17 protein-coding genes and 5 pseudogenes are annotated in these 23,765 nt (G+C 64.4%); 14 read left to right on the top strand and 8 right to left on the bottom strand.

The genetic code is table 11. From position 1 onward, the window contains the following. Positions 1-5: 5 nt before the first annotated feature. Both HWX07_RS34210 and HWX07_RS34205 read right to left on the bottom strand, forming a co-directional pair. Positions 6-992, bottom strand: coding sequence for a cation diffusion facilitator family transporter (locus HWX07_RS34210; protein ID WP_027810736.1), 987 nt, complete (start codon positions 990-992; stop codon positions 6-8). 88 nt (positions 993-1,080) lie between these two features. Further along, positions 1,081-1,503, bottom strand: a pseudogene (locus HWX07_RS34205) (Cd(II)/Pb(II)-responsive transcriptional regulator). A gap of 82 nt (positions 1,504-1,585) precedes the next feature. Between HWX07_RS34205 and HWX07_RS34200 the strand changes: the two are divergent. The 9 genes and pseudogenes from HWX07_RS34200 (at position 1,586) to HWX07_RS34160 (ending at position 13,900) form a co-directional block, all read left to right on the top strand. Then, on the top strand, positions 1,586-3,979 hold the full coding sequence (locus tag HWX07_RS34200; RefSeq protein ID WP_080289699.1) for a heavy metal translocating P-type ATPase: 2,394 nt from the start codon (positions 1,586-1,588) through the stop codon (positions 3,977-3,979). Positions 3,980-4,024: 45 nt separating this feature from the next. Continuing rightward, on the top strand, positions 4,025-4,357 hold the full coding sequence (locus tag HWX07_RS34195) for a zinc ribbon domain-containing protein (RefSeq protein WP_034175768.1): 333 nt from the start codon (positions 4,025-4,027) through the stop codon (positions 4,355-4,357). Positions 4,358-4,868: 511 nt separating this feature from the next. Next, positions 4,869-5,072: pseudogene (locus tag HWX07_RS34190) on the top strand (transposase domain-containing protein); the annotation flags it as partial. 187 nt (positions 5,073-5,259) lie between these two features. After that, a pseudogene (locus HWX07_RS34185) lies at positions 5,260-5,372 on the top strand (IS3 family transposase); the annotation flags it as partial. Between the two features lie 279 nt (positions 5,373-5,651). After that, positions 5,652-6,959 carry a TolC family protein gene (locus HWX07_RS34180; protein ID WP_039349349.1) on the top strand — a complete coding sequence of 436 codons (1,308 nt, stop codon included), beginning with the start codon at positions 5,652-5,654 and terminating at the stop codon, positions 6,957-6,959. Between the two features lie 26 nt (positions 6,960-6,985). Further along, complete coding sequence (locus HWX07_RS34175; RefSeq protein ID WP_039349346.1) at positions 6,986-8,455, top strand: efflux RND transporter periplasmic adaptor subunit; 1,470 nt, start codon at positions 6,986-6,988, stop codon at positions 8,453-8,455. Positions 8,456-8,583: 128 nt separating this feature from the next. Beyond that, positions 8,584-11,796 carry a CusA/CzcA family heavy metal efflux RND transporter gene (locus HWX07_RS34170; RefSeq protein ID WP_027809992.1) on the top strand — a complete coding sequence of 1,071 codons (3,213 nt, stop codon included), beginning with the start codon at positions 8,584-8,586 and terminating at the stop codon, positions 11,794-11,796. Further along, positions 11,796-12,479, top strand: coding sequence for a heavy metal response regulator transcription factor IrlR (gene irlR, locus HWX07_RS34165; RefSeq protein WP_006490455.1), 684 nt, complete (start codon positions 11,796-11,798; stop codon positions 12,477-12,479). The genes HWX07_RS34170 and irlR overlap by 1 nt, the downstream gene beginning before the upstream one ends. Continuing rightward, the gene (locus HWX07_RS34160; protein WP_027809993.1) at positions 12,476-13,900 is read left to right on the top strand and encodes a heavy metal sensor histidine kinase; all 1,425 of its coding nucleotides are present in this window, start codon (positions 12,476-12,478) and stop codon (positions 13,898-13,900) included. Before irlR ends, HWX07_RS34160 begins: the two co-directional genes overlap by 4 nt. A gap of 82 nt (positions 13,901-13,982) precedes the next feature. Here the strand turns inward: HWX07_RS34160 and HWX07_RS34155 are convergent, their stop codons facing one another. Then, positions 13,983-14,267 carry a DUF4148 domain-containing protein gene (locus tag HWX07_RS34155; protein WP_027809994.1) on the bottom strand — a complete coding sequence of 95 codons (285 nt, stop codon included), beginning with the start codon at positions 14,265-14,267 and terminating at the stop codon, positions 13,983-13,985. 146 nt (positions 14,268-14,413) lie between these two features. On the opposite strand from HWX07_RS34155, the gene HWX07_RS37080 reads away from it, so the two are divergent. Further along, the gene (locus tag HWX07_RS37080) at positions 14,414-14,809 is read left to right on the top strand and encodes a hypothetical protein (protein WP_223274451.1); all 396 of its coding nucleotides are present in this window, start codon (positions 14,414-14,416) and stop codon (positions 14,807-14,809) included. 205 nt (positions 14,810-15,014) lie between these two features. On the opposite strand, the gene HWX07_RS34145 is transcribed toward HWX07_RS37080, so the two are convergent. After that, complete coding sequence (locus HWX07_RS34145) at positions 15,015-16,175, bottom strand: porin (RefSeq protein WP_027809996.1); 1,161 nt, start codon at positions 16,173-16,175, stop codon at positions 15,015-15,017. Between the two features lie 315 nt (positions 16,176-16,490). Here HWX07_RS34145 and HWX07_RS34140 point away from each other — a divergent pair, with 315 nt between their 5' ends. Then, positions 16,491-16,766 (top strand): DUF4148 domain-containing protein, encoded by a 276-nt coding sequence (locus HWX07_RS34140; RefSeq protein WP_027809997.1) that lies wholly within the window; start codon positions 16,491-16,493, stop codon positions 16,764-16,766. A gap of 64 nt (positions 16,767-16,830) precedes the next feature. After that, a complete protein-coding gene (locus HWX07_RS34135; RefSeq protein WP_027809998.1) occupies positions 16,831-17,334 on the top strand; it encodes a hypothetical protein in 504 nt (167 codons plus the stop codon). A gap of 22 nt (positions 17,335-17,356) precedes the next feature. Here HWX07_RS34135 and HWX07_RS34130 read toward each other — a convergent pair whose 3' ends face one another. Next, positions 17,357-18,082 (bottom strand): hypothetical protein, encoded by a 726-nt coding sequence (locus HWX07_RS34130; protein WP_027809999.1) that lies wholly within the window; start codon positions 18,080-18,082, stop codon positions 17,357-17,359. A 161-nt stretch (positions 18,083-18,243) separates the two neighbouring features. After that, positions 18,244-18,501: pseudogene (locus tag HWX07_RS34125) on the bottom strand (PLP-dependent transferase); the annotation flags it as partial. A gap of 115 nt (positions 18,502-18,616) precedes the next feature. Here HWX07_RS34125 and HWX07_RS34120 point away from each other — a divergent pair. Both HWX07_RS34120 and HWX07_RS34115 read left to right on the top strand, forming a co-directional pair. Continuing rightward, complete coding sequence (locus tag HWX07_RS34120) at positions 18,617-20,287, top strand: phage integrase family protein (protein ID WP_027810000.1); 1,671 nt, start codon at positions 18,617-18,619, stop codon at positions 20,285-20,287. A gap of 399 nt (positions 20,288-20,686) precedes the next feature. Beyond that, positions 20,687-21,393 (top strand): annotated as a pseudogene (locus tag HWX07_RS34115) (IS5/IS1182 family transposase); the annotation flags it as partial. A gap of 151 nt (positions 21,394-21,544) precedes the next feature. On the opposite strand, the gene HWX07_RS34110 reads toward HWX07_RS34115, so the two are convergent. Next, on the bottom strand, positions 21,545-22,693 hold the full coding sequence (locus HWX07_RS34110; RefSeq protein WP_027810002.1) for a porin: 1,149 nt from the start codon (positions 22,691-22,693) through the stop codon (positions 21,545-21,547). 149 nt (positions 22,694-22,842) lie between these two features. Continuing rightward, positions 22,843-23,763 carry a LysR family transcriptional regulator gene (locus tag HWX07_RS34105; RefSeq protein ID WP_159068963.1) on the bottom strand — a complete coding sequence of 307 codons (921 nt, stop codon included), beginning with the start codon at positions 23,761-23,763 and terminating at the stop codon, positions 22,843-22,845. Positions 23,764-23,765: the final 2 nt, after the last annotated feature.

Here is a 23,765-nt window from a genome sequence, read left to right as displayed (position 1 = left end):
CCCGGCTACACAACGTGTGCGGGAGCCAGAAGGCACGGATGCGACGGATCACCGGCCTCGATCTGAAACGTAGCGTGATTGATGGAGAAGCGCGTGCGTAGTTCCTCGCAGGCTGACTGAACAAACGCATCATCGATGCCGCCCCCGGGTCGTACCAGATGTACTGTCAACGCAGTCTCTGTCGTGCTCAGCGGCCAGATGTGGAGATCATGAACGTCCTGCACGCCAGGCATAGAAGCGAGAAAGGCCTGTACCTTCGCTGCATCTACCGCTTCCGGTACTTTATCGAGCGCCAGATTGACGCTGTCGCGCAGCAGTCCCCATGTTGAAAACAGAATCAGCGCCGCGATGCCGAGGCTGACAATCGGATCGAGCAGGGACCAACCGGTCATCATGATGACGAGTCCCGAGATCACGACTCCGGCGGAGACGGCGGCGTCCGCAGCCATATGCAGGAACGCTCCTTTGATGTTCAGATCGCCCGCACGTCCGCGGGCAAATAACAGCGCCGTTGCGCCATTGATCAGGATGCCGATTGCAGCGACGATCATGACGGTTCTGCCGCCGACCTGGTCGTTAGCCAGCCCCGAAGTCAGTCGCCGGATCGCCTCCACGGAAATGCCGCCAACGCCGACCAGCAGTACAACCGCGTTGGTCAACGACGCGAGGATCGAGCTTCTGCTGTATCCGTAGGTGCGACTATGCGTTGGTTTTCGCCGTCCAAGCCATGCCGCGAACCAGGCCAGCAGGAGTCCAAGGACATCGCCAAGGTTGTGTGCGGCGTCTGCGAGCAAAGCGATGGAGTGCGCCGCGAGACCATATACAACCTCTGCCACCACGAAACCGGCATTGAGCGCTGAGCCGATCGCGAACGCGCTATCGAACCCGGCGGGCGGTGCGTGATTGTGGTGGTGATGCCCGTGGCTATCCTGATGATGAGCGTGCTCGCCGTGGTCGTCGTGATGATGGTCGTGTCCGCTGGGGCGTGTCATCCTGGCTCCTACGTTCTTCATGGTCATGCCAACGCGATAGCAATGTGGATGCCTTGCACTCGCGCGCCATGTCGACTTGCGGTAATGCTCAGACGTGGCTGTGCGATGGGGGCGAACCAGCCATCACCGTCGTGCGAAGCTCCTGCATAATGCCGCAGTCTTCGACTGCATTCCTGGCGGCGCACCGGCTGCGCACAGCAATTGCCCTTTCAGCGCGTTGAGTTCGTCAATCCGTTCCGCAACGTGACCAATATGTTCATCGACAAGCCCGTTTACGCCAGCACAGTCAACGCCTGAGGCTTCGCTTGCATCCAGCAGCGTCAGGATCTCGGTGTGACTCATGCCCAGGCCCGGCAGTTTCGAAGGAAACGCAGCCTCTGAAGGTGCGTGTCGCCGTAGATCCGGTAATTGGTATCGGACCGTTCCGCAACGGGAAAAAGGCCTTCCTTCTCGTAGAACCGGACCGTATCGGCCGTGCAGCTGCCTGCATGGCCAGCTCGCTAATTTTCATACAAAATTTCCTTGCGCTGTGCTTGACCTTGGAGCGGCTCCAAGGTGTTTACTAGACCACAACGCGCTTAAGGAATCCAGCAATGTCCAAAACGACCCCTTCGTCTGGCGGAAACACCAATCTCCAGCAGGTTGGCCATCAGGATCAATCCGCTCACAGCCATGGCGGTCAGCTCGCCGCGGCAACCGACGGCTCCGCTCATGCTCACGATCGCGACCAGGAGCATTGCTGTGGCACCGCCCATTGGCATGAGCACGCTCCCGTACACAGCGACAGCCATGATCATGGCCGTGATCACGACCACGACCACGACGGCAGCTGCTGCACTCCCGGCGCAGCAACGTTGGGTGCGCTCGCCTCGCCGACGGTGGCCAGTGACAGCGTCTGCACGCCGATCCGCATTCTGCAGATGGACTGCCCCACGGAAGAAGCCTTGATTCGCAACAAGCTCGGCGCAATGGCGTCCGTCAAGGGCATGGAGTTCAATCTGATGCAGCGGGTGCTGACTGTTACCCACGCGCCGGACGCCCTCGCGCCGGTGCTCGACGCAATCCGCTCGCTGGACTTTACTCCTGAGGTTGCCAAAGCCGGTGGGCAGCTTGCAGCGGTTCCGGAAGCGCCCGCGAAGCCGTGGTGGCCACTCGCGCTAGCCGGTTTGGCGGCGATTGCGTCGGAAGCAGCGAGCTGGTTGGGACAGCCGGGATGGGTGAGCGCCGCACTGGCCATCCTTGCTGTCCTGGCGTGCGGTCTCACGACTTACCGAAAGGGCTGGGTGGCACTCCGCAACGGCAATCTGAACATCAACGCGCTGATAAGCATCGCCGTCACCGGCGCACTGGCGCTCGGCCAGTGGCCGGAAGCCGCGATGGTGATGGTGCTGTTCACGATTGCCGAGCTGGTTGAGGCGAAGTCGCTCGACCGCGCACGCCACGCGATTCAGGGTCTCATGCGGCTTGCCCCTGAAAAGGCCACCGTCAGGCAACCGGACGGCTCGTGGGCCGAAATCGAGGCGGGGTCGGTGATCGTTGGCTCCGTGGTGCGCGTGAAACCGGGCGAGCGTATCGGCCTCGACGGCAACATCGTGGCGGGGCGCTCGAGCATCAACCAGGCACCGATCACGGGCGAGAGCCTGCCGGTCGAAAAAGCCGAAGGTGACCTGGTGTTCGCTGGGACGATCAACGAAGCGGGCTCGTTCGAATATCGCGTCACCGCGGCGGCGGGCAGCACGACGCTCGCCCGTATCATCCACGCGGTGGAGGAAGCGCAAGGCGCGAAGGCGCCAACTCAACGGTTCGTCGACCAGTTCGCACGAGTCTACACGCCAATCGTGTTCGCGATCGCCATGGCGGTCGCGGTCGTCCCGGCGCTGGTGATGAACGGGAACTGGCATGACTGGATCTACAAGGCGCTCGTGCTGCTCGTCATCGCGTGCCCGTGCGCCCTTGTGATTTCGACGCCGGTCTCAATTGTCAGTGGCCTCGCCGCTGCAGCGCGCCGTGGCATCCTGATCAAGGGCGGCACCTACCTTGAACAGGGGCGAAAGCTGACCTGGCTCGCTCTCGACAAGACAGGCACGATCACCCATGGCAAGCCGGTGCAGACTGATTTCGAACTGCGTGCGCAGGTCGACCTCGCGAACTGCTGCGCGTTGGCCGCGAGTCTTGCAAGTCGCTCCGATCATCCGGTTTCACTGGCGATCGCCAACGCCGCGGAGGTGCAGCATCTTCCGCGTCTGCCGGTCGATGACTTCGAAGCAATTCCCGGCCGCGGCGTGCGCGGCACGATCGATGGCGTGTCCTGGTCGCTCGGCAACCACCGGCTGGTCGAAGAAATGGGACGTTGTTCGCCGGACCTGGAGGCCCGTCTGGATACCCTTGAGCGACAGGGAAAGACGGTCGTCATGCTGGTCAATAATGACCGCGTCGTGGCGCTCTTTGCGGTCGCAGACACCGTGAAGGACACCAGCCGCGCAGCCATCGCGGAATTGCATCGGCTGGGGGTGCGCACCGCGATGCTCACCGGCGATAATCCGCACACGGCAGAAGCGATTGCCGGGCAGGTCGGCATTGACCAGGCGAAGGGAAACCAGTTGCCTGAAGACAAGCTCAATGCCGTCGATGCATTGGCGGCCGACGGGGCGACAGTCGGCATGGTCGGTGACGGCATCAATGACGCGCCGGCGCTCGCGCGGGCCGATATTGGCTTCGCAATGGGCGCAATGGGAACGGACACCGCGATCGAGACGGCAGACGTCGCGCTAATGGATGACGACCTGCGAAAGATTCCTGCCTTCATCCGCCTGTCCAGAGCGACGCATTCCATCCTCGTGCAGAACATAACCGTGGCGCTTGGAATCAAGGCTGTCTTCCTGACACTCACGGTGGCGGGGTACGGAACCATGTGGATGGCGGTATTCGCCGACGTGGGAGCCAGTCTACTGGTGGTGGGCAACGGCCTGCGTCTGCTGCGCAAGTGAACGGCAGGCAGTGCCAGAACTGACCCGACTCTACTGGAGGTTGCGATGGGGTGGTTGGAAAGAATACTTGGTGGTCATCATGGCGGCCGCGGTAGCCACGAGGGCGGACGGGACGCACACGGCGGTGGCCACGGCTATGGTGGCGGCCACGGCTCAGGTGGTCATCATGACCAGGCTTGGGGAAGGACGGCGGCACCTCCGCAGCGTGCCACGGACGCCGTTACCTGTCCGAAATGCATGACGGCCAATGCGCAGGGCGCACGTTTCTGCAGTCAATGCGCCACGTCGCTGGGTCCAGTGGTATGCGGAAAATGCAATGTTGCGCTGGCGACCGGCGCGAGGTTCTGCAGCCAGTGCGGCAGTCCGGTCACTGGATGACGCCCGCCGTTAAACTGGCGCTTCTTACGCTTCCGCCCCTTCTCGCAGCAGGCGCCGGGGCGCTCGTCGTATCCGTGAAGACGCCCGGTGCCCGCACAACCAGTGTCATCCAGCATTTCACCGGCGGCATCGTGTTCGCAGCTGCGTCCCTGGGGTTACTGCTCCAGGACAGAACGCACACGACGACCCCAGTCGTCATCGGCTCCGTACTGGGCCTGTTGCTGACGCTGGCATCCGGCAGATGTGCGACCGGCTGGAGAGGTGGTTGGAAGATGCAACGCTGCCGACAGGTCTGATCATCGTCACGGCCATCGACCTCATCGTCGATGGTCTGGTACTTGGTATCGCATTTTCGGCGGGCGAACAGACGGGCCTCATCCTCACGATAGCTCTCACGCTCGAGGTGCTTTTTCTCGCGCTGTCGGTGAGCGCCGCGCTCAACGTTGCGCGCACAAGCAGGCTGTGGACGCTCGCCGTACCGGTCGTGCTCGCCGCATTGCTGAGCATATCCGCGGTTGGCGGCCACGCGTTGTTCGCCGGCTCACTGCGCGCGGGGCAACGTGCAGCCGCGATCATGAGCCTGATCCGGTCGGCGCAGCTTAACGGCCATGATCCGTACGCCTACCTGAAAGAGGTGCTTACCCGACTGCCCACGCATCGTGCCGACGACATCGCGGCGCTGCTTCCGCATCGCTGGACGCTCGCCGCGGCTTGATCAGCGGCACCTCACGAGTCTCGGTGCCTTTACCGGGTGCTTACCGATGTTGAGCACTATCGCTTAGCTGAACGTAACGGCTGCGATCACGACGTCTGAAAGAGATGGCCGCGCAAATTCGGACAGTGGGATCAGTGGAACGCTCGGGGCCTGAGCCGGCGATAATGCCGACAAAGGAACCAGAAAGATGACGAAGAGAACCCGACGGACGCACTCAGCCGTGTTAAAAGCGAAAGTGGCGATGGCGGCGGTCAAGGTGAGCGGACGCTAGCCGAACTGGCGCAGCAGTTCGATGTGCACCGGGCATCCGCTTGTCCATGGACGGCAAACGTGCCGAGCGACAAAAACAGCCTGGTGCTGCACGGCGATAACGGCGCGACGCTGCGTTGCGATGGCCCCGCACGTCGGCAGCAAACAGCCTCTGGCTGCATGAATCAGGCGGCAACTACATTGACGCGCGCCGATCTACCAACCTCAACACCTGTCGCGCCGGACATGACGGAATTGTCATCTTCGCCTCATGTTCGCACTGCGGCCGGTCCGTAGCATCGGTCGCAAACCGTTACCGCAGAACTGAACATGTTCAAGCTCAACCTCGCCGTGGCCATCGTTTTCGCGATGGCCGCGACGGCTCATGCGCAGCCATCGCTGTCGCCGGGGCCGGCCCCGGCTGCCGCCGCCGCGCCGATCGGCGCACCGCCGTCCGACGCACTTCCTGCATCGTCATTGACGCTTGCCGACGCGCTCGCGGTCGCCGCCCGAAACAACCCGGCGCTGCGCGGCGCGCGCGCGGATGTCGATGCATCGGCCGGCGCGCTGATGCAGGCAGGCGCGCGCCCGAATCCCGAAGTGTCGTTTCTGCAGGAAGGCTTCAGCCGCGCGGAACGCACGTCGACCGCGCTGATCAACCAGACGATCGAACTGGGCGGCAAGCGTCGCGCGCGGCTCGACGTCGCGTCGTATGGCCGCGAATCGGCCAGCGCATCGCTCGACGAGCAGGGCGCCGTCGTGCGCGCCGACGTGATCGCAGCCTTCTACGGGCTGCTCGCCGCGCAGCGCCAGCTTCAGGTGACCGAGGAGTCGGCCGCGATCGCCGCGCGCTCCGCGGATCTGGCAGCCCGTCGCGCGCAGGCCGGCAAGGTGTCGCCGGTCGAGGCGACCAAGGCCCAGGTGGCGGCGGCCGGCGTGCAGATCGAAGTCGTGACCGCGCGTGGCCGTGTCGACGTTGCGCGCGAGAAGCTGAACGCGGTGATGGGCGAAGCGCGCAACGACCCGCTTGCGGTGCTCGGCGACCTCGAAGCCGTACCGTCGGTCGAGCCGCTGTCCGCGCTGACTGCGCGGCTCGATGATGCGCCGCTCGCGCGAATCGCGCGTGCCGAAATGCTGCGCTCGAACGCGGCCGTGTCGTTGGAGCGCGCGCGCCGCATCCCGGACGTGACGGTCAGCGCCGGCGTGAAGCGCGTGACCACGGGCGGCGTGCCCGACAACCAGGCGGTGGTCGGTGTGTCGATCCCGATTCCGCTGTTCAACACGAACAAGGGCGCGCTGCTCGAGGCGACGCACAAGGCCGAGCGCGCGAACGCCGATCTCGACCGCGAACGCACGCGGCTGCGGCTTGAACTGACGCAGGCATACGCCAATTTCGAGGCCGCCGAGCAGGAAGCGCAGCGGCTGAAGTCCGACATCCTGCCGGCCGCGCGCGTCGCGCTGGACGCGATGTCGCGCGGCTACGAACTCGGGAAGTTCAGCTTCCTCGACGTGCTCGACGCGCAGCGCACGCTGTTCCAGGGGCAGTCGCAATACGTCCGTGCGCTTGCCGACGCGCATACGGCCCGTGCCGATATCGGCCGGCTCGTCGGCACGCCGCTCGCGGCCGGCGCGCAATGAGCGCCCCTCTTAACTGAAGGATCATCATGTCACGCAGCAGAATCTTCATCATTGCGGCGGCCGTGCTCGGCGGCGCAGGAATCGTGATCGGCGCGCTCGCCGTCACGCGGGGCGGGAGCGGCGCATCGGCGCCGACGACCGCCGAATCCGCCCAGCCGGCCGAGGGCGCCGGCGCGCACGGCGGCGTCGTGCTGAAGCGCGGCAAGCTGTCCGTCGAGATCGTGATGACGGAAAAGCCCGGCGATGCGCGGCTCGTCGTCTATCCGTTCGTCGACGGCAAGCCCGCGACCAACGGCGTGACCGTGTCCGGCACGCTGGTGCGGTACGACCGCACGCACGAGCCGTTGCGGTTCGACGCGGCCGGCCAGAAGTTCGTGTCCGCACAGTCGGTCGCGAAGCCGCACGTATTCGATGCGACGATCGACGTGAAGGCCGGCAACGACGCCGCATCGTTCCCGTTCGCGCGCGCCGACGGCGCGGTCGCGCTGACCGACGCGCAACTGGCGACGTCGAAGATCGCGCTCGCGAAGGCCGGCCCCGCGCAGATTGCGACGCCGTTCCAGTTGCCGGGCGAGATCAAGTTCAACGAGGATCGCACCGCGCACGTGGTGCCGCGCGTGGCCGGCATCGTCGAACAGGTATCGGTGTCGCTCGGGCAGAACGTCGCGAAAGGGCAGGTGCTCGCCGTGATCGCGAGCACCGATCTGGCGGACCGCCGCAGCGAACTGCTGACGGCCGAGCGCCGGTTGTCGGGTGCGCGCGCAACCTACGAGCGCGAACGCACGCTGTGGCAGGAGCGCATCTCGGCCGAACAGGATTATCAGCAGGCGCAGGTGCAGTTGCGCGAGGCCGAGATCGCCGTGCAGAACGCGCGACAGAAGCTCGCCGCGCTGAACGCGCCGGCGGGCGCGGGCGCGCTGAACCGTTATGAACTGCGTGCGCCGTTCGCCGGCACGATCGTCGAGAAGCATGCGACGCCCGGCGAGGCGATCGCCGCCGATGCGAGCATGTTCGTGATCTCCGACCTGTCGACCGTGTGGGCCGAGATGGCCGTGCCGGCGCAGCGGCTGAACGACGTGCGCGTGGGCCGCGATGCGACCGTCAGCGCGACCGCGTTCGAATCGCGTTCGAGCGGCCCGATCGCGTACGTCGGTTCGCTGCTCGGCGAACAGACGCGTACCGCGCCGGCGCGCGTCGTGCTGCCGAACCCCGACGGCGTGTGGCGCCCGGGGATGTTCGTGAACGTGTCGGTCGACGCGGGCCGGCAGGGCGTGCCGCTCGCGGTCGCGAGCGACGCGCTGCAGGACGTCGACGGCGCGCCGTCGGTGTTCGTGCGTTCGCCGAAGGGTTTCGTCGCACAGGCCGTCGAAACGGGGCGGCGCGACGAACGCGCGACCGAAGTGCTGAAGGGGCTTAAGCCGGGCCAGGAATACGCGGCGACGAACAGCTTCGTGCTGAAGGCCGAACTCGGCAAGGGGAGCGCGGAACATGAATGAGCAGCAATACGCGTGCGCCGTGGCGCGACTGGCAGCCCGTTATGCGGCGCGCCTTCCGATCCGCCGGGTGACCGGCCGCGCGGCGCGCCCGGTACGGGCGACCGTACCCCGTTTCAAGGAATCCCGACATGTTTGAGCGCCTGATCCGCTTTGCGATTGCGCACCGCTGGCTCGTGATGCTCGCGATCGCGGCCGTGGCCGCGCTGGGCGTGTTCAGCTACCAGCGGCTGCCGATCGACGCGGTGCCCGACATCACGAACGTGCAGGTGCAGATCAACACGTCCGCGCCCGGCTACTCGCCGCTCGAGGCCGAGCAGCGCATCACCTATCCGGTCGAGACCGCGATGGCCGGGCTGCCGGGGCTGGAACAAACGCGTTCGATCTCGCGCTACGGGCTGTCGCAGGTCACCGTGATCTTCAAGGACGGCACCGACATCTACTTCGCGCGTCAGCTCGTCAACGAGCGCATCCAGGAAGCGAAGGACAAGCTGCCGGCCGGCGTCGCGCCCGCGATGGGCCCGACGTCGACGGGCCTCGGCGAGATCTACCTGTGGACTGTCGAAGCCGACGCCAATGCGCGCAAGCCCGACGGCACGCGCTACACGGCGGCCGACCTGCGCGAGCTGCAGGACTGGGTCGTGCGGCCGCAACTGCGCAACGTGCGCGGCGTGACCGAGGTCAACTCGATCGGCGGCTACGTGAAGGAGTATCGCGTCGCGCCGAATCCGGCGAAGCTGATGTCGTACGGGCTGACGCTCGCTGACGTCGTGCGGGCGCTCGAGCGCAACAACGACAACGTCGGCGCCGGCTACATCGAAAAGCGCGGCGAGCAGTATCTCGTGCGCGTGCCGGGCCAGGCGCGCACTGTCGACGACATCGCGAACATCGTGCTGACCAACGTCGGCGGCGTGCCGGTGCGGATGAAGGACGTCGGCGTGGTCGACGTCGGCCGCGAACTGCGCACCGGCGCCGCGACGTCGAACGGCGAGGAAGTCGTGCTCGGCACGGTGTTCATGTTGATGGGCGAGAACAGCCGGACGGTGTCGAAGGCCGTCGCCGCGAAGATGGAGGACGTGAACCGCACGCTGCCGGCCGGCGTGAAGGCGATTCCGGTGTACGACCGCACGGTGCTCGTCGAGAAGGCCGTCGCGACCGTGAAGAAGAACCTGCTCGAGGGCGCGGTGCTCGTGATCGCCGTGCTGTTCCTGTTCCTCGGCAACATCCGCGCGGCGCTGATCACCGCGCTCGTGATTCCGCTGTCGATGCTGATGACCTTCACGGGGATGGTCAACGCGAAGGTGAGCGCGAACCTGATGAGCCTCGGCGCGCTCGACTTCGGGATCATCGTCGACGGCGCGGTGGTGATCGTCGAGAACTGCGTGCGGCGGCTCGCGCATGCGCAGGCGGCGGCCGGGCGGCCGCTCACGCGCGACGAGCGTTTCGCCGAAGTGTTCGGCGCATCGCAGGAGGCGCGCCGCGCGCTGATCTTCGGGCAACTGATCATCATGGTCGTGTACCTGCCGATCTTTGCGCTGACCGGCGTCGAGGGCAAGATGTTCCACCCGATGGCGATCACGGTCGTGATGGCGCTCGCTGCCGCGATGGTGCTCACCGTCACGTTCATTCCGGCGGCCGTCGCGCTATTCATCGGCGAGCGGGTCGAGGAGAAGGAGAACCGGCTGATGCGCTGGGCGCGGCGTGCGTACGAACCGGTGCTCGCCGCGTTCATGACGCGCCCGGCACGCGTGATGATCGGGGCGGGCGCGATCGTGCTCGCCACGCTCGGACTCGCCACGCGGCTCGGCAGCGAGTTCATCCCGAGCCTCAACGAAGGCGACCTGGCCGTTGCCGCATTGCGAATTCCCGGCACGAGCCTGTCGCAGTCGGTCGAGATGCAGAAGTCGATCGAGAAGACGCTGAAGGCGCGCTTCCCCGAGATCGAGCGCGTGTTCGCGCGCACCGGCACGGCCGAGATCGCGGCCGACCCGATGCCGCCGAACCTGTCGGACGGCTACATCATGCTGAAGCCGGCCGACACGTGGCCCGACCCGAAGAAGCCGCGCGAGCAGCTCGTGAGCGAGATCGAGGAAGCGCTCGCCGAGCTGCCGGGTAACGCCTACGAGTTCTCGCAGCCGATCCAGCTGCGCTTCAACGAACTGATCTCGGGCGTGCGCAGCGACGTCGCCGTGAAGATCTTCGGCGACGACATGGCCGTGCTGAACCAGACCGGCGAACAGATCGCGGCCGCGTTGCGGAAGGTGCCGGGTGCGTCGGAGGTGAAGGTCGAGCAGACCACGGGCCTGCCGGTGCTGACCGTCAACCTCGACCGCGACAAGCTCGCGCGCTACGGCGTGAGCGTCGCCGACCTGCAGGATTCGGTGGCCGCGGCCGTCGGCGGGCAGAAGGCCGGTACGCTGTTCCAGGGCGATCGCCGCTTCGACATCGTCGTGCGGTTGCCCGACGAGCTGCGCACCGACATCGAGGCGATCAAGCGGCTGCCGATCGCGCTGCCCGCGCCGACGGCCGGCGCCGGCGCACCGCTCGCGGCGGCGCCGTACGTGCCGCTCGCGGAGCTCGCGACGATCGACGTGGCGCCCGGCCCGAACCAGATCAGCCGCGAGGACGGCAAGCGGCGAGTGGTCGTCAGCGCGAACGTGCGCGGGCGCGACGTCGGCTCGTTCGTCGCCGATGCGCGCGAGCAGTTGCAGCAGGACGTGCGCGTGCCGGCCGGCTACTGGGTGTCGTGGGGCGGGCAGTTCGAGCAGTTGCAAAGCGCGAGCGAGCGCCTGAAGCTCGTCGTGCCGCTCGCGCTGTTCATGGTGTTCGTGCTGCTGTTCGTGATGTTCAACAACGTGAAGGACGGCTTGCTCGTATTCACTGGCATTCCGTTCGCGCTGAGCGGCGGGGTCGTGTCGCTGTGGCTGCGCGGGATTCCGCTGTCGATCACGGCGGCGGTCGGCTTCATCGCGTTGTCCGGCGTGGCCGTGCTCAACGGTCTCGTGATGATCTCGTTCATCCGCAACCTGCGCGACGAAGGGGAGCCGCTCGACGCCGCGGTGCGCGACGGCGCGCTCACGCGGCTGCGGCCCGTGCTGATGACCGCGCTGGTCGCGTCGCTCGGCTTCCTGCCGATGGCGTTCGCGACCGGCACCGGCGCCGAGGTGCAGCGCCCGCTCGCGACGGTCGTGATCGGCGGTATCCTGTCGTCCACCGCGCTGACGCTGCTGGTGCTGCCGGTGCTGTACCGTGTCAGCCACGCGGTGTCGTGGCGCGCGGCGTTGCGCGGCGGGTTCGGCGCGGGCATGATGCGCCGGCTGCGTTTCTTCAAGGGTAATGCGTGATGCGAATTCTGATTGTCGAGGATGAACCGAAGACGGGCGCGTATCTGCGCAAGGGGTTGACCGAGGCCGGCTACGTCGTCGACTGGGTCGAGGACGGCATCACGGGCCAGCATCAGGCCGAAACGGAGGAGTACGACCTGCTCGTACTCGACGTGATGCTGCCGGGGCAGGACGGCTGGACGCTGCTGCAGAACCTGCGGCGCAGCAAGTCGACGCCCGTGCTATTCCTGACTGCGCGCGACGACGTCGGCGATCGCGTGAAGGGCCTCGAACTCGGCGCCGACGACTATCTCGCGAAGCCGTTCGACTTCGTCGAACTCACCGCGCGCATCAAGTCGATCCTGCGGCGCGGCCAGCCGCGCGATTCGAACACGCTGCGCGTGGCCGATCTCGAACTCGACCTGACGCGCCGCAAGGCCACGCGGCAGGGCGACACGATCCTGCTGACCGCGAAGGAATTCGCGCTGCTGTGGCTGCTGATGCGCCGCGAGGGCGAGATCCTGCCGCGCGCGACGATCGCATCGCAGGTGTGGGACATGAACTTCAACAGCGACACGAACGTCGTCGATTCGGCGATCCGGCGGCTGCGCTCGAAGATCGACGACGCATACGAACCGAAGCTGATCCACACCGTGCGCGGGATGGGCTACGTGCTCGAAGCGCGCGGCGGCGCGGCCGCATGATCGCGCGCCTGCTGCCGCGCACGCTGCGCGGACGCCTGACCGCGCTGATCGTCCTGTCGACGTCGGTGATCCTCGCGTCGAGCGGCGTCGCGCTTTACGAAGCGCTGAGCAACCGCGTCGAAACGACGTCGGCCGAGCAGATGGCCGGCATTTCCGCCGCATTGGGCACGCATCTGGCCGAAGCGCGCACGACGGCCGACGTCGCGCGCAACAGCGATATCTGGATCGACCAGTTGCACGGTCACCCGAACATGGACCTCGCGATCTTCGATGCCGCCGGGACGCGCATCGTCGGCACACCCGGCTTCCGTCCGTATGCGCCGCTGCTGTCGATGAACACAGGGCGCGTCCCCGTCGGCGTCGCGCCGCCGGGCGCACGGCACCAGTACCTGCTGACGGCCGTGCCGCTCGCCGGCGCGGGTGCGCCCGTGATGCGCGTCGCCGTGCAGTACGATCGCAGCGCCGACGTGCTGCTGTTGCGCACGCATGCTTATACGATCGTCGTGATCGAGGTGTTCGGCGTGGTGCTCGCGGCCGCGATCGCGTACGGCATCGCCGCGCTCGGGCTGAGCCCGCTGCGGCGGTTCGCCGCGCGTGCCGAGCAGATGTCGACGAGCCAGCTCGCGCATCCGCTGCCGGAACTCGATACGTCGGGCGAGCTGAAGGAGCTCGAGCATGCGTTCAACGGGATGCTCGAACGGCTGAACGAATCGTTCACGCGGCTGAGCCAGTTCTCGTCGAATCTCGCGCACGACATGCGCACGCCGCTCACGAACCTGCAGGCGGCCGCGCAGGTCGTGCTGTCGCAACCGCGCAGCGCGGACGAATACCGGAGCGTGATCGAGTCGAGCATCGACGAATACCAGCGGTTGTCGCGGATGATCGAGGACATGCTGTTTCTCGCGCGTTCGGAACAGGCCGGCACGTCGATCAGCGTGCGGCGGCTGAATGCGGCCGAGGAAGCGGAGCGGGTGGCCGGATACTACGAGCCGCTGGCGGAAGATGAAGGCGTGACCGTGAAGGTCGACGGCCACGCGTGGGTCGACGCGGATCTGACGCTGTACCAGCGCGCGTTGAGCAATCTGCTGTCGAATGCGCTGACCTATGCGCCGCGCGGCAGCGTCGTGACGATCGATTGCGTCGAGCAGGGTGGTGCGACGACGATCGCCGTGTCCGATACGGGGCCCGGCATTGCCGCCGAGCATGTCGGGCGGATTTTCGAGCGCTTCTATCGCGTCGATCCGTCGCGGCACAATTCGGCATCGGGCACGGGGCTCGGCCTCGCGATCGTCCGGTCGATCATGGACAACCACGGCGGCGAATGTGGCGTCGACAGCGAGCCGGGCCGCCGCACGACCTTCTGGCTGCGCTTTCCGCGACGGCCGGCCAAGTCGAAGCGGACGCCGGCCGCTAGCGCATAGCGGCGCCAGTACGTGGGGCCGCGCGTGGGTCCCAGAGCGCTAGCGCCTGCCACGTTACCCTCGATCAGTCCTTAGCGAGATATTACCGCTGGGCCAGATTATCGTGCTGGTCGGCCTGCGGGGCTTTCTCACCCGCATGCACTGAGATTCCGTGCAGTTCCTTGTTGCGCGAGACCATGTCCTTTGTCGGCGGGTATTGCGTCTTGCCCACCGGTACGACGCCTTCATGTTGCGCCTGCTTCAGCTCCTCTATGACCTGTGCGCGGGTCTTGCCTTGCGCCTGCGTCTGTGCGTGAGCAGCTTGCACGGCCATGCCGAGCGACATCGTGGCGGTGAGGAACAGAGTAGCCAATTTTGCGGTCTTCATTGTGAATACTCCTTGATTTGAACGAGGCCGCCGGGTGGCGAACCATGAGCCCAGTATGCAAAGACGGCCGTGCGCTACCGTGATCGAAAGATGAAAAATGCGTCAGATTCGGGGGCGTCACGGCAATTGCGGCATATGCGTGCGGCATGACGAAATTGTCATGTTCGCATCATGAATGCGATGCGCGGAAGGCGGAACATCGAGTCAGCCGCCTGCCGATGGCGTGGACGGCATTCGCGCCGTTCGCAAGCAGCAGGATCGAAAGCGGGCGGTCCTGCCTCGATTTCATTACAGGTCGAAAATTGCATCGTCCCGCCATTCGCCTCGCCTTGATCGCAGTCCTGATCGTCTCGCTGTTCGCGGGCTGCGCGTCGACACGTTCCGGCACCACGGCCACCGCCCCTGCCGCCGCGCGCAAGCCCGCGCCGGTCGACCTGACGGCTGGCGAGCAGGTCGACTATGCCGGGCATCGCTGCGGCAATCCGAACCTGTATGTGAAAACGCATCCATGCCTATTCCCGCAGCGCAATTCCGTGCGGTGATCGTCGGACACGCGTAAAGAGAAAATGGCCCGGCACTCGACGAGTCCGGGCCTAACGCGGGATCGTGCCATACGACATCGACCCGCTGCGTGGGTGTGAACGAGCGTGGCCCGTCACCGTTCCGATCGTAGCGGCGCGACGCATCGTGGACCTGATCCGAACATGAAATTTCCGTTACGAGGCGCGCATGGTTGGCCGCCGCGATTCAGAACCGGTGACGCAACCCGAGATTGACGATGCCCTGCGTGCGCGTGCCGCCATAGCCGTACGAGCCGATCGACGCCTGCGCCGTTTGGGTGCCGCCGTCGACCGTGCGCTGTTCCCCGTTCGCACGTTGCCAGGCACCGACCGCGTAGAGATCGGTGCGCTTCGATAGCACGTAGTCGGCGCCGGCCGATACCTGATGGTAGGTCGCGCTCGTATCTCCACGGGCCTTCGTGTAGCTGTAGCCGACGCCGACGAGCAGGTTGGCCGTTGCCTGGTAGTTGAAGAACCCGCGTGCGGTGTCGTATTTCTGCGTGCTTCGGAATACCGACATCGCATCAGCCTTGTACAGCGCATTGCTGTAGTCGACACCGACCGCGAAGGGCGCGAAGTTGTAGCGCAGCGCGCCGCGCGCGATGCCGATCGATTTCGCCGAGATGTAGCCGCCGTTGACCAGCGACCCATCGAACGTGCCGTCGGAAGTGCCGTTCCAGCCGGTGCGGATGCCGTTGGCGAGCGACGAACGGTTGGCCGCGTAGTAGTAGCCGCCCGCGACATCGACCGGGCCGTTGCTGTATGAAAGGCCGGCCGACCAAGTTTGCCCGGCACCGCTCTTGCCAGCCACGCCGCCGAGCGCATACATGCCGACGAATTGGAATCCGCCGATCGTCGGCGACGTGTACTTCACCGCGTTGTCGGTTCGCGACGACGTGTCGTAGTTATCGACGTCGCCGGGTGTTGCATACACGCTGCCGAAATAGAAGTCGCCGGTCACGGGCCACGCGACATCGGCAAGCGCGTCGTACTGGCGGCCGAGCGTCAGGGTGCCCCAGCGCGAGCTTTCCAGTCCGACGAACGCCTGCCGGCCGAACATCCGGCTGCCTTGCCCGAGCGCGCCGGTGTTCGGGTTGAAGCCGTTTTCCAGCGTGAAGATCGCCTTCAGCCCGCCGCCGAGATCCTCCGCGCCTTTCACGCCGAAGCGGTTGCCGAGCAGATTGCCGTTGCCGAGACCGACGAGATTCTTGCCGTCCGCACTGGCGTTCCATACATAGGTGAGCGACGTATCGAACAGGCCGTAGAGCGTGACTTCCGTCGCATGGGCCACTTGGGCTGTCGTCAGCAGCGCCGCCGACATCGTCACAAGCCGAACTGGTGTTTTCATGGTGTGTCCCTGAAGTTCAAGATGGTCGTTCCGTGCATCGTTCGACCCCGGTGCCGAGCTTTGCGGCGGCGGGCCGGAATATCGCGATCGCGCTGGCGATTCTGGAAAGCGTTCGAATCGTGGAGGTGAGGGACAAATGAGAAAAATGTCATCGCCGCCTCATGAGCGTCGAAACATGCGACGAATTTCATTCGCAGTGCAATGCAGGAGATGCCGGAACGGTGACGAAACCGTCATGCGGCGATCACGTTTCCGCACCGCCACCGGATCAAAGTGAAGGCTCGAGTCACGGATTTCCAGCAAGGAGCGAACGCCTTGAACATGCCGCGACCGATGATAGTCATCGCCGCTGCCGCGTTATCGATTGCGGCCTTTTCGCGAGCAGCGGCCGAGCAGCAGAAGACCCGGCAAGAAGTCCGCCAGGAACCGGTGCGCGCGCGCCACGATGGCGTGATCCCAAGCCCGAAACAAGATTACCCGGCGAGCCCGGCCACCGTCGCGCGCAACCAGGAAATCCATCGTGCAACGCTGCATCGCGGCGAGGCGGCGCCGATGGTCGATGCGCACGACAACCGCTTTCCGGTTCGCTGATCGTTCGTTCGCGGCCGACCGCCGCGGTGCCGGCCACCGCACCCCATAAGAAGAGGAGCGCGTCATGCGCAATATCGCGAAAGGAATCGTGCTTGTGGCATGTCTGATGTCGACGGCCGCGATGGCGGCCGGCTGGCCGGAGCGTGCGCTGTCGCATGCGTCGGCACACGACGTCGACCAGCGAGCTAACGAGCGGATGCGTTGCGAATTCGCGGCCGTGCCGGTCGGTGCGTGGACCGCGACGTTCATGCGCGGGCAATGCGAAGTCGACAACGGTCGGCTGACGTTCGTTCCTGCCGATGTCGGCGACGAGTCGACCGCCGCGGCGAAATGGATCGTGCTCGGCGACGTTCGCACCGCGTCGCATCAGTCACGCAAGCTGAAGGAACAGCTGCAGCTGACCACGCGCGACGAAGTGATCGCGCTGAACGTGCTGACCGACGACGGCAGTCGCAAGTCGCGCGAGCATGCGATCGATCTGTGGACTGCGCTGCGCAACGAGGGTGTCACGCCGGTCAACGGCACGCGGATCGTCGATACCTATCCGACCGGCGCGACGACCTGGTAGCCGTCGCGCCGTCGCGTGCGGCTCATCCGGCTTTCACCGATCCTTCGATCAGGAGGAACACGATGAAGCCGATGAAGAACGAAGCCGTCGCGAACGGTGTTTCGGGCACTTCGTGGGCTTCGACCAGCAGTTCCTCGGTGACGAGGTACAACAGCGCGACCGTGCCCAGTCCCAGCAGCGCCGCATAGATATTCGCCGGCAGCCCGGCGAACGCCACATTGCCGGCAACGGCCGCGACGCTCAACAGCGCCGCGAGCGCGACCGGCACGACGATCGACAGCAAGCGCCCGATGTCGGCCGCGGCCAGCGCCGCGCTGACCGACAGCGCGAGGAACAGCACCTCGAGCGTCAGCGCGACGGTCAGGATGATGCCGCTTTCGTCGCTTGCGGAAAAAGCGATGCCGAGCACCAGGCCGTCGACGACGAGGTCGATCGCGGTGACGATGATCAGGCTGACCGGCAACCGCGCTGCCTCGAAGCGCGTCTCGATCGCGCCCGACAGCGCGTGGATCGCCAGCATCAGCGCAAGGCCGAGCACGAAGCCGACGACGACCGGAAACAGCGCATGCTCGCGGTCCTGTGGCAGCAGTTCGAGCGCTGCGGCCGCGAACACGATGCCGCCGGTGAAATGCTGAATCACGCTTGACGTTTTTGGCCCAGGCGCGCGCCACGCGGCCGCGAGGGCGCCGAAAAAGGCCGCCAGGATGGGCGGTAACGTGAGCAACGCAAGCTTCGCGGTCGATGTCATGAGGCCTCTCAGCGGTTGGTGTGCCGCAGCGGGAGCTGCGTTGCACAATCGTACGCGCCGGGTGTCGCCTCGGCACGAACCGGGGATTGAATAGCTTGAAGCCGCTTCAGGGTCAAGCGGTTTGATGCGGTCGCACCGGCAAGCCGGCGCGACCGCTCTGGTCAAACCCGCGCGAGGAATTGGTCGAGATCCGAGCAGGTCGTCGATATGCTCGATGCCGTTCGATAGCCGCACAGCTTCTTCTTTCACGCCGGCGTCCGCGAGTTCGGCCGGCGACAGCCCGCGGTGCGCGATCGAGGTTGGAAGCATCGCGAGCGACTTCTATCGTCGATGTTGATGAGCTGCGTGAACGGATTCAGCACGTCGTGGAACTTCGCACTGCCGTCGCGGCCGCCTTTCATGCCGAGTGTCAGACTGCCCCGGCGCGCGGCACAGCAGGTAGATGAATTTCAATTGATGAACTATCCAATATCAGATTTGGGCCGATAATTAACATTATCTGTCCAGCGACATTTTTGACTTAAACTGGCGTGCATGAAAACGCGTGAGACCGAACCCATCGCCTTTCCTGACGATGCCGAACTGGCCGCGCTGCGTGCCTGGTACGCCGGGCTCGGCGCTCGAGCGGCAGTCGCCCGCTATCTGGGCGACCGCAAGGCGCCAGGGGCCTCCGCGCGAGGCGTACTCGGCCGCATCCGGCGCGCGCTGGTCGCGTTCGCGACGAGCCGTCACCGGGTCGATCTGGCGGAAGCCTTCGGCGAGCGGTCCGCCGCGTCGGCCGACACCGTTGCGCGCGCGATCGAGACGTTGCGCAGCCTGCCAGCACCCGTGCCGCACATCGCCGACGAGATTGACCAATGGTTGCCGCCGCGCGCGGTGGCCGCGCTGCGGGCGCATGGCATCCGGACGCTGGCCGAGCTGACCGTGCGGATTCCGCGCCGGCGCCGCTGGTGGATCGCGATTGCAGGTCTCGGCGTCGCCAGTGCGCGCCGAGTGGAGGCGTTCTTTGCTGCCCATCCGGCGCTGACCGAACGGGCGCGGGCGCTGATCGTCGCGGCACCGGCCGGGGACATCGTGCCGTGGGAGCAGTTGCGTGTGCCGCACGAAGTCGACGGCTCGCACGGACAGTTCCGCGCACCGCGGGCCGCCTGCCTGCTCAATGCATCCAACGACTACGAGGCAGTCCAGTCCTGGCTGTCGCTACACGAATCGGCCGCCACCCAGCGCGCTTACCGCAAGGAAGCGGAGCGGCTGATCTTGTGGGCGATTGTCGAGCGCGGCCGCGCGCTGTCGTCGCTCACCACCGACGACGCGATTGCGTACCGGGCATTCCTGCGCCGCCCGACACCGCGCGAACGGTGGGTCGGGCCGTCGCGGCCGCGGCACAGTGTCGAATGGCGACCGTTCACCGGCGCGCTCGCGCCCCGATCAGCGGCATACGCCCTGAACGTGCTGTCGGCGCTGTTTCGATGGCTGATCGAGCAGCGCTACGTGCTCGCGAATCCGTTTGCGGGAGTGAAGGTCAAGAACCATGCGCCGCGCGCCGGATTGGACGTGTCGCGCGGCTTCTCCGAGGGCGAGTGGTTGCTGATCCGCACGCTGGCCGACGGCCTGGAATGGTCGTATGGCTGGAGTGTGCCGGCCGCTCAGCGCTTGCGGTTCCTGCTGGACTTCGGCTACGCAACCGGCTTGCGCGCGAGCGAACTGGTCGGCGCGACGCTCGCCGACATTCGCCGGGACGAACACGGCGATCACTGGCTGCACGTGCTCGGTAAGGGCGGAAGACGTGGGAAGGTGACGTTGCCGGCGCTGGCCCGGACGGCGCTCGACCAGTATCTCGTGCAGCGGAGCCTGCCGGTCACGCCCGCGCGCTGGAGCCCGGCGACGCCGCTCGTCGCGAGTCTCGACGAGGACGGCGCACGCATCGAAAGCACGCGGCTTTGGCGGGTGTTGAGACGGTTCTTCGTGCTGGTCGCCGATGCGATCCAGGACGAGCGGCCCGCGACCGCGGAGAAGTTGCGCCGCGCGAGCCCGCATTGGATGCGCCACACGCACGCGTCACACGCGCTGGCGCGGGGCGCCGAGCTGATCATGGTGCGCGACAATCTACGCCACGCGTCGATCTCGACAACGTCGACCTATCTGCACAGCGATGAAGTGCAGCGGGCTCGGCAGTTCGATCAGGCTTTTGCTCCGCGGAAATGAGCGGCGAGCCACAGAGAGCCGCGTTAAAGCGCCAGATTTTGCACCTGAAGGGCGCAATTCCGCGAAATCGATGGTTTCATAAGCTTATGATTTTTAGGTGAATTTTTAGATAAACCGCCAGATTTTGCACGAAAAGGACGATTGCCCCTAATCGAGCGTGCAGGTTTCGGTATCGAGCGGATCGGTACCGGATATGCGCCAGGACCTCGATGCTTTACTTACCTTTACGAAGGCATCGCACGGAAGCCCTAAGAACAGGTAATCAGGACCGATCGAACATCGGCGTGATATCGGCGCCGGGCACCGTAGGTATCCGCCATCCATTGACCGCGAAACACCACCTTCCAAACTGATCACGTTCGCCGAAACGGCTGATCATCGTCACCGAAATCCGCAATGTACTTGCAGACGAAGCCGCCGATCGATCCGTCGGGCTTGAAGCGCTGGCGCAAGCGGCTGGGCGAAGCCGGCGTCGAAGAACTGCTGGCCGAGACGATCGGAGTAGCCAAACGGGCCCAAGTCGTCAAGAGCTCGAGTCCGAAGTGCGTGATCGTCGACACGACAGTGATGGAGAAGGCGATCGCGCATACCCCCGGAAGTTGAGTGCTTGGCGAAGGGCAAGGCACGCAAACCGTATGAGTTCGGCGTGAAGGTGTCGATCACGACCACGCACAAGGAAGGTTTGGTGGTGGGCGCGCTCGATGCCAGGTAACCCGTGCGACGGACATACGCTGGCCGAAGCACTGGAACAGGCGGCAATCCTGAGCGACGTCCAACCGGAGATCGCCGTCGCCGTCCGAGGCTACAAGGGAGTCGCCATTGACGGCGTGAAGATCTATCACCCGGGTTTGCGACGAGGCATCACGCGCGGCCTGCGGGCGATGATCCGGCGCCGAAGCGCGATTGAGCCAGCCATCGGGCCCATGAAGGCCGACGGCAAGCTCGATCGAAACTAGCTCAAAGGCGCGCTTGGCGACGCGATTCACGCAGTGCTGTGCCGTGTCTGCCACAATCTGCGGATGATACTGCGCAAGCTGCGGCTATTTTACGCCCCGATTCTCCCCGCTTTGCTCAATTTCAACACTGCTACGCTGTCGCCGGCGTGAGCCTATCTGCGCGACAATACGATTTGTTCAGGGCCGACCACTTAGTCGACAGTGCGCGGCGGATTCTCAGATGCATCATGCACTGGGAATCCGGTCGCGCTTTTAGGCGGGCTGTGCTCGACTCAATATTGAAATGTCCGGCCCAGACCAATCAAAACACGTGCCGCATCGCAACGCGAGTAAGGACTTGATTTGCCGTCGAGGAAGAAGACGCTGCCCCCGTGATATAGGCAGTATTCAGCGGAGCGATGCTATCGGTGCCACCGGACAGATGTTGATACATGCCCTGGACATACAAGTCAGTTCGCTTGGAAAGCTGGTAGTCCACCATCAGGCCGACCTGCTGCCATTTCGGGGATACATTTCCAGCGGTGCTGTTAAAACGTCCGCGAGTATAGTTGTACATTCCTCCGATATATGCATTTTTCGTGAATTGATATTTCGCATTGATCTCAAAATTATCAAATTTCAGCGAATTTGCCAAGTTATCGAAGTTTCCGACATAAACCGAACTCGACGTGTTTTTGAGGTCCGTATGTGAATAGACGAAGCCGATCATCGCGTCGTTCGTAATTTGATAATTGATGCCGGCACCCCAGACACGTTGGCGACCGGCGACGAACGAGGTGTCGTCCGTTGCGAGTGATCCAATCGACGTGCCGCCGGGGTTGTTGATCTGCATGTATGCTGCGGCGATTGAAAGCGGGCCGCCTACATACTGGGCACCGACGCTGTATGCGCGATTGTTGGCAAAACCAGAGGCTTGGTTACTGAACCCGTACAGCCCCCCAAACGAGAAGCCGCCATACGTGTTGCTTGCAAATTTTACCGAATTGTTCAGCCGGAATGAATTGTCGGTGTTGTCGTTATCGAATGGATGGGAAAGGAGATAGCCACCCCAGTTCCCGTTTGCCGTCAGCGGCGCCAAGTAGTCCACTACCGAATCGTATTGACGGCCAAACGTCAATGTCCCCAAGCGATCACTCTGCAAGCCGACGTACGCCTGTCTGCCGAACATCCGTTTCCCTTGGCCTGCAGCGCCAGAGTTGACGTCGAAACCATTTTCCAGTTGGAAGACCGCTTTTGTGCCGCCGCCGAGATCTTCGACTCCTTTGAGGCCCCAACGGCTGCCTTGAGCGAACCCGCTCTGCATCTCGAAGTTGCTGTGACCGCCTACATTGTTCGTGTAGTTGATCCCCTCGTCGATCAAACCGTACAGCGTGACGCTGGACTGCGCGTGCGAAATGTACGGAATAGCCAGTATGCCAATGGCAAGGCTCGACTGGATTACTTTATTCATGCATCCCCCTTTTTCTTGAAGTGTTTCAAATGGATGTGTATGGCGGATAGCCGCGGATGAGGCACGCTTCGCCTTCGTCCAGATCCGAAGGATAAGAGTGCAAAAATTTACGGTTTTTGAAATACTGTAGTGACAGATTCGTGTTGTAGCTATCCTACATTACCGTTGTCGTCGGGGCGATGTTGCGCTTTGCTGGTGCCATCGCGAATGAAGTCCGTCACGAAGTCGATGAACCGGCGGACGCTGCGGGTCATGTATTTGTTGCTTGCGTACAGCATTTGCAGTTTCCGTTGACCGGTGACGACTCGGAATTGGGGTAGGACAGCCTTTAGGGTCTCTGATTCAAGGTCGCGGTGGACAAGCGCATGTGGAAGGCAAGCGATGCCGAGTCCTGCGATCGCCGCGTGGCGAACCATTACAGTGCTCGGCGCGCTCAACGCAGGACGGAGCGACGAGCGATATGGGATACCATCAAATTGAAACTCCCAAACGCGCTCGGTGCTGTCTGCTGCAAGGAGTGTTCGGTGGGACTCGAGATCGCTCGGATGTCGCGGCGTGCCGTGTTGTGCCAGGTAGATTGGGGATGCGACAACCACGTCATAAACTGGTGAGAGGGCGCGGTAGATGAGAGAAGAATCTTTAAGTTGAGTATCGAATGTGAACCAGATGTCAAAGTCGTTCGTAATCAGCTCCGGAATGCGCTCGACCAGTTCGACATCAAAGCTTATGCGAGGCTCTATGAGATTGAAGGCAGCAATGAGGTCGGCAAGAGCGCTCGCGGCAAATGCTTCCGGCGCTAGGATTTTCAATGTCCCGGTTGTTTCCCGGGCGTCGGACGTGACAGTCGATTCGAGGCAATCTAACCTATATAGTAGGTCCTTGCAGCCCTGCCAATATGCATGTCCCGCATCAGTCAGCGAAACATGTCGCGTGGTTCGGTTCAATAGGCGCACCTCTAAGTGCGCCTCCAGGGCAGCGACCCCTCTTGTGACCATCGCACTTGAAACACCCAATTGCCGCGCCGCGACGCCAAAGTTGAGCGTCTCGGCAACTCGAGTGAACATTCGCATTG

The organism is Burkholderia sp. BCC0097 (genome assembly GCF_902832985.1).
Classification (GTDB): domain Bacteria; phylum Pseudomonadota; class Gammaproteobacteria; order Burkholderiales; family Burkholderiaceae; genus Burkholderia; species Burkholderia orbicola.
The sequence above is the reverse complement of the archived record's forward strand: the minus strand, read 5'-3'. Positions and strand labels throughout refer to the sequence as shown.

Bases quoted from the DNA above. Each gene is read 5' to 3' on its own strand.
- HWX07_RS34175 (WP_039349346.1), top strand. From the start codon at position 6,986: ATGTCACGCAGCAGAATCTTCATCATTGCGGCGGCCGTGCTCGGCGGC.
- HWX07_RS34160 (WP_027809993.1), top strand. From the start codon at position 12,476: ATGATCGCGCGCCTGCTGCCGCGCACGCTGCGCGGACGCCTGACCGCG.
- HWX07_RS34195 (WP_034175768.1), top strand. From the start codon at position 4,025: ATGGGGTGGTTGGAAAGAATACTTGGTGGTCATCATGGCGGCCGCGGT.
- HWX07_RS34130 (WP_027809999.1), bottom strand. From the start codon at position 18,082: ATGACATCGACCGCGAAGCTTGCGTTGCTCACGTTACCGCCCATCCTG.
- HWX07_RS34180 (WP_039349349.1), top strand. From the start codon at position 5,652: ATGTTCAAGCTCAACCTCGCCGTGGCCATCGTTTTCGCGATGGCCGCG.
- HWX07_RS34105 (WP_159068963.1), bottom strand. From the start codon at position 23,763: ATGCGAATGTTCACTCGAGTTGCCGAGACGCTCAACTTTGGCGTCGCG.
- HWX07_RS34145 (WP_027809996.1), bottom strand. From the start codon at position 16,175: ATGAAAACACCAGTTCGGCTTGTGACGATGTCGGCGGCGCTGCTGACG.
- HWX07_RS34210 (WP_027810736.1), bottom strand. From the start codon at position 992: ATGACACGCCCCAGCGGACACGACCATCATCACGACGACCACGGCGAG.
- HWX07_RS34110 (WP_027810002.1), bottom strand. From the start codon at position 22,693: ATGAATAAAGTAATCCAGTCGAGCCTTGCCATTGGCATACTGGCTATT.
- irlR (WP_006490455.1), top strand. From the start codon at position 11,796: ATGCGAATTCTGATTGTCGAGGATGAACCGAAGACGGGCGCGTATCTG.
- HWX07_RS34155 (WP_027809994.1), bottom strand. From the start codon at position 14,267: ATGAAGACCGCAAAATTGGCTACTCTGTTCCTCACCGCCACGATGTCG.
- HWX07_RS34200 (WP_080289699.1), top strand. From the start codon at position 1,586: ATGTCCAAAACGACCCCTTCGTCTGGCGGAAACACCAATCTCCAGCAG.
- HWX07_RS34135 (WP_027809998.1), top strand. From the start codon at position 16,831: ATGCGCAATATCGCGAAAGGAATCGTGCTTGTGGCATGTCTGATGTCG.
- HWX07_RS34170 (WP_027809992.1), top strand. From the start codon at position 8,584: ATGTTTGAGCGCCTGATCCGCTTTGCGATTGCGCACCGCTGGCTCGTG.
- HWX07_RS34120 (WP_027810000.1), top strand. From the start codon at position 18,617: ATGAAAACGCGTGAGACCGAACCCATCGCCTTTCCTGACGATGCCGAA.
- HWX07_RS37080 (WP_223274451.1), top strand. From the start codon at position 14,414: ATGACGAAATTGTCATGTTCGCATCATGAATGCGATGCGCGGAAGGCG.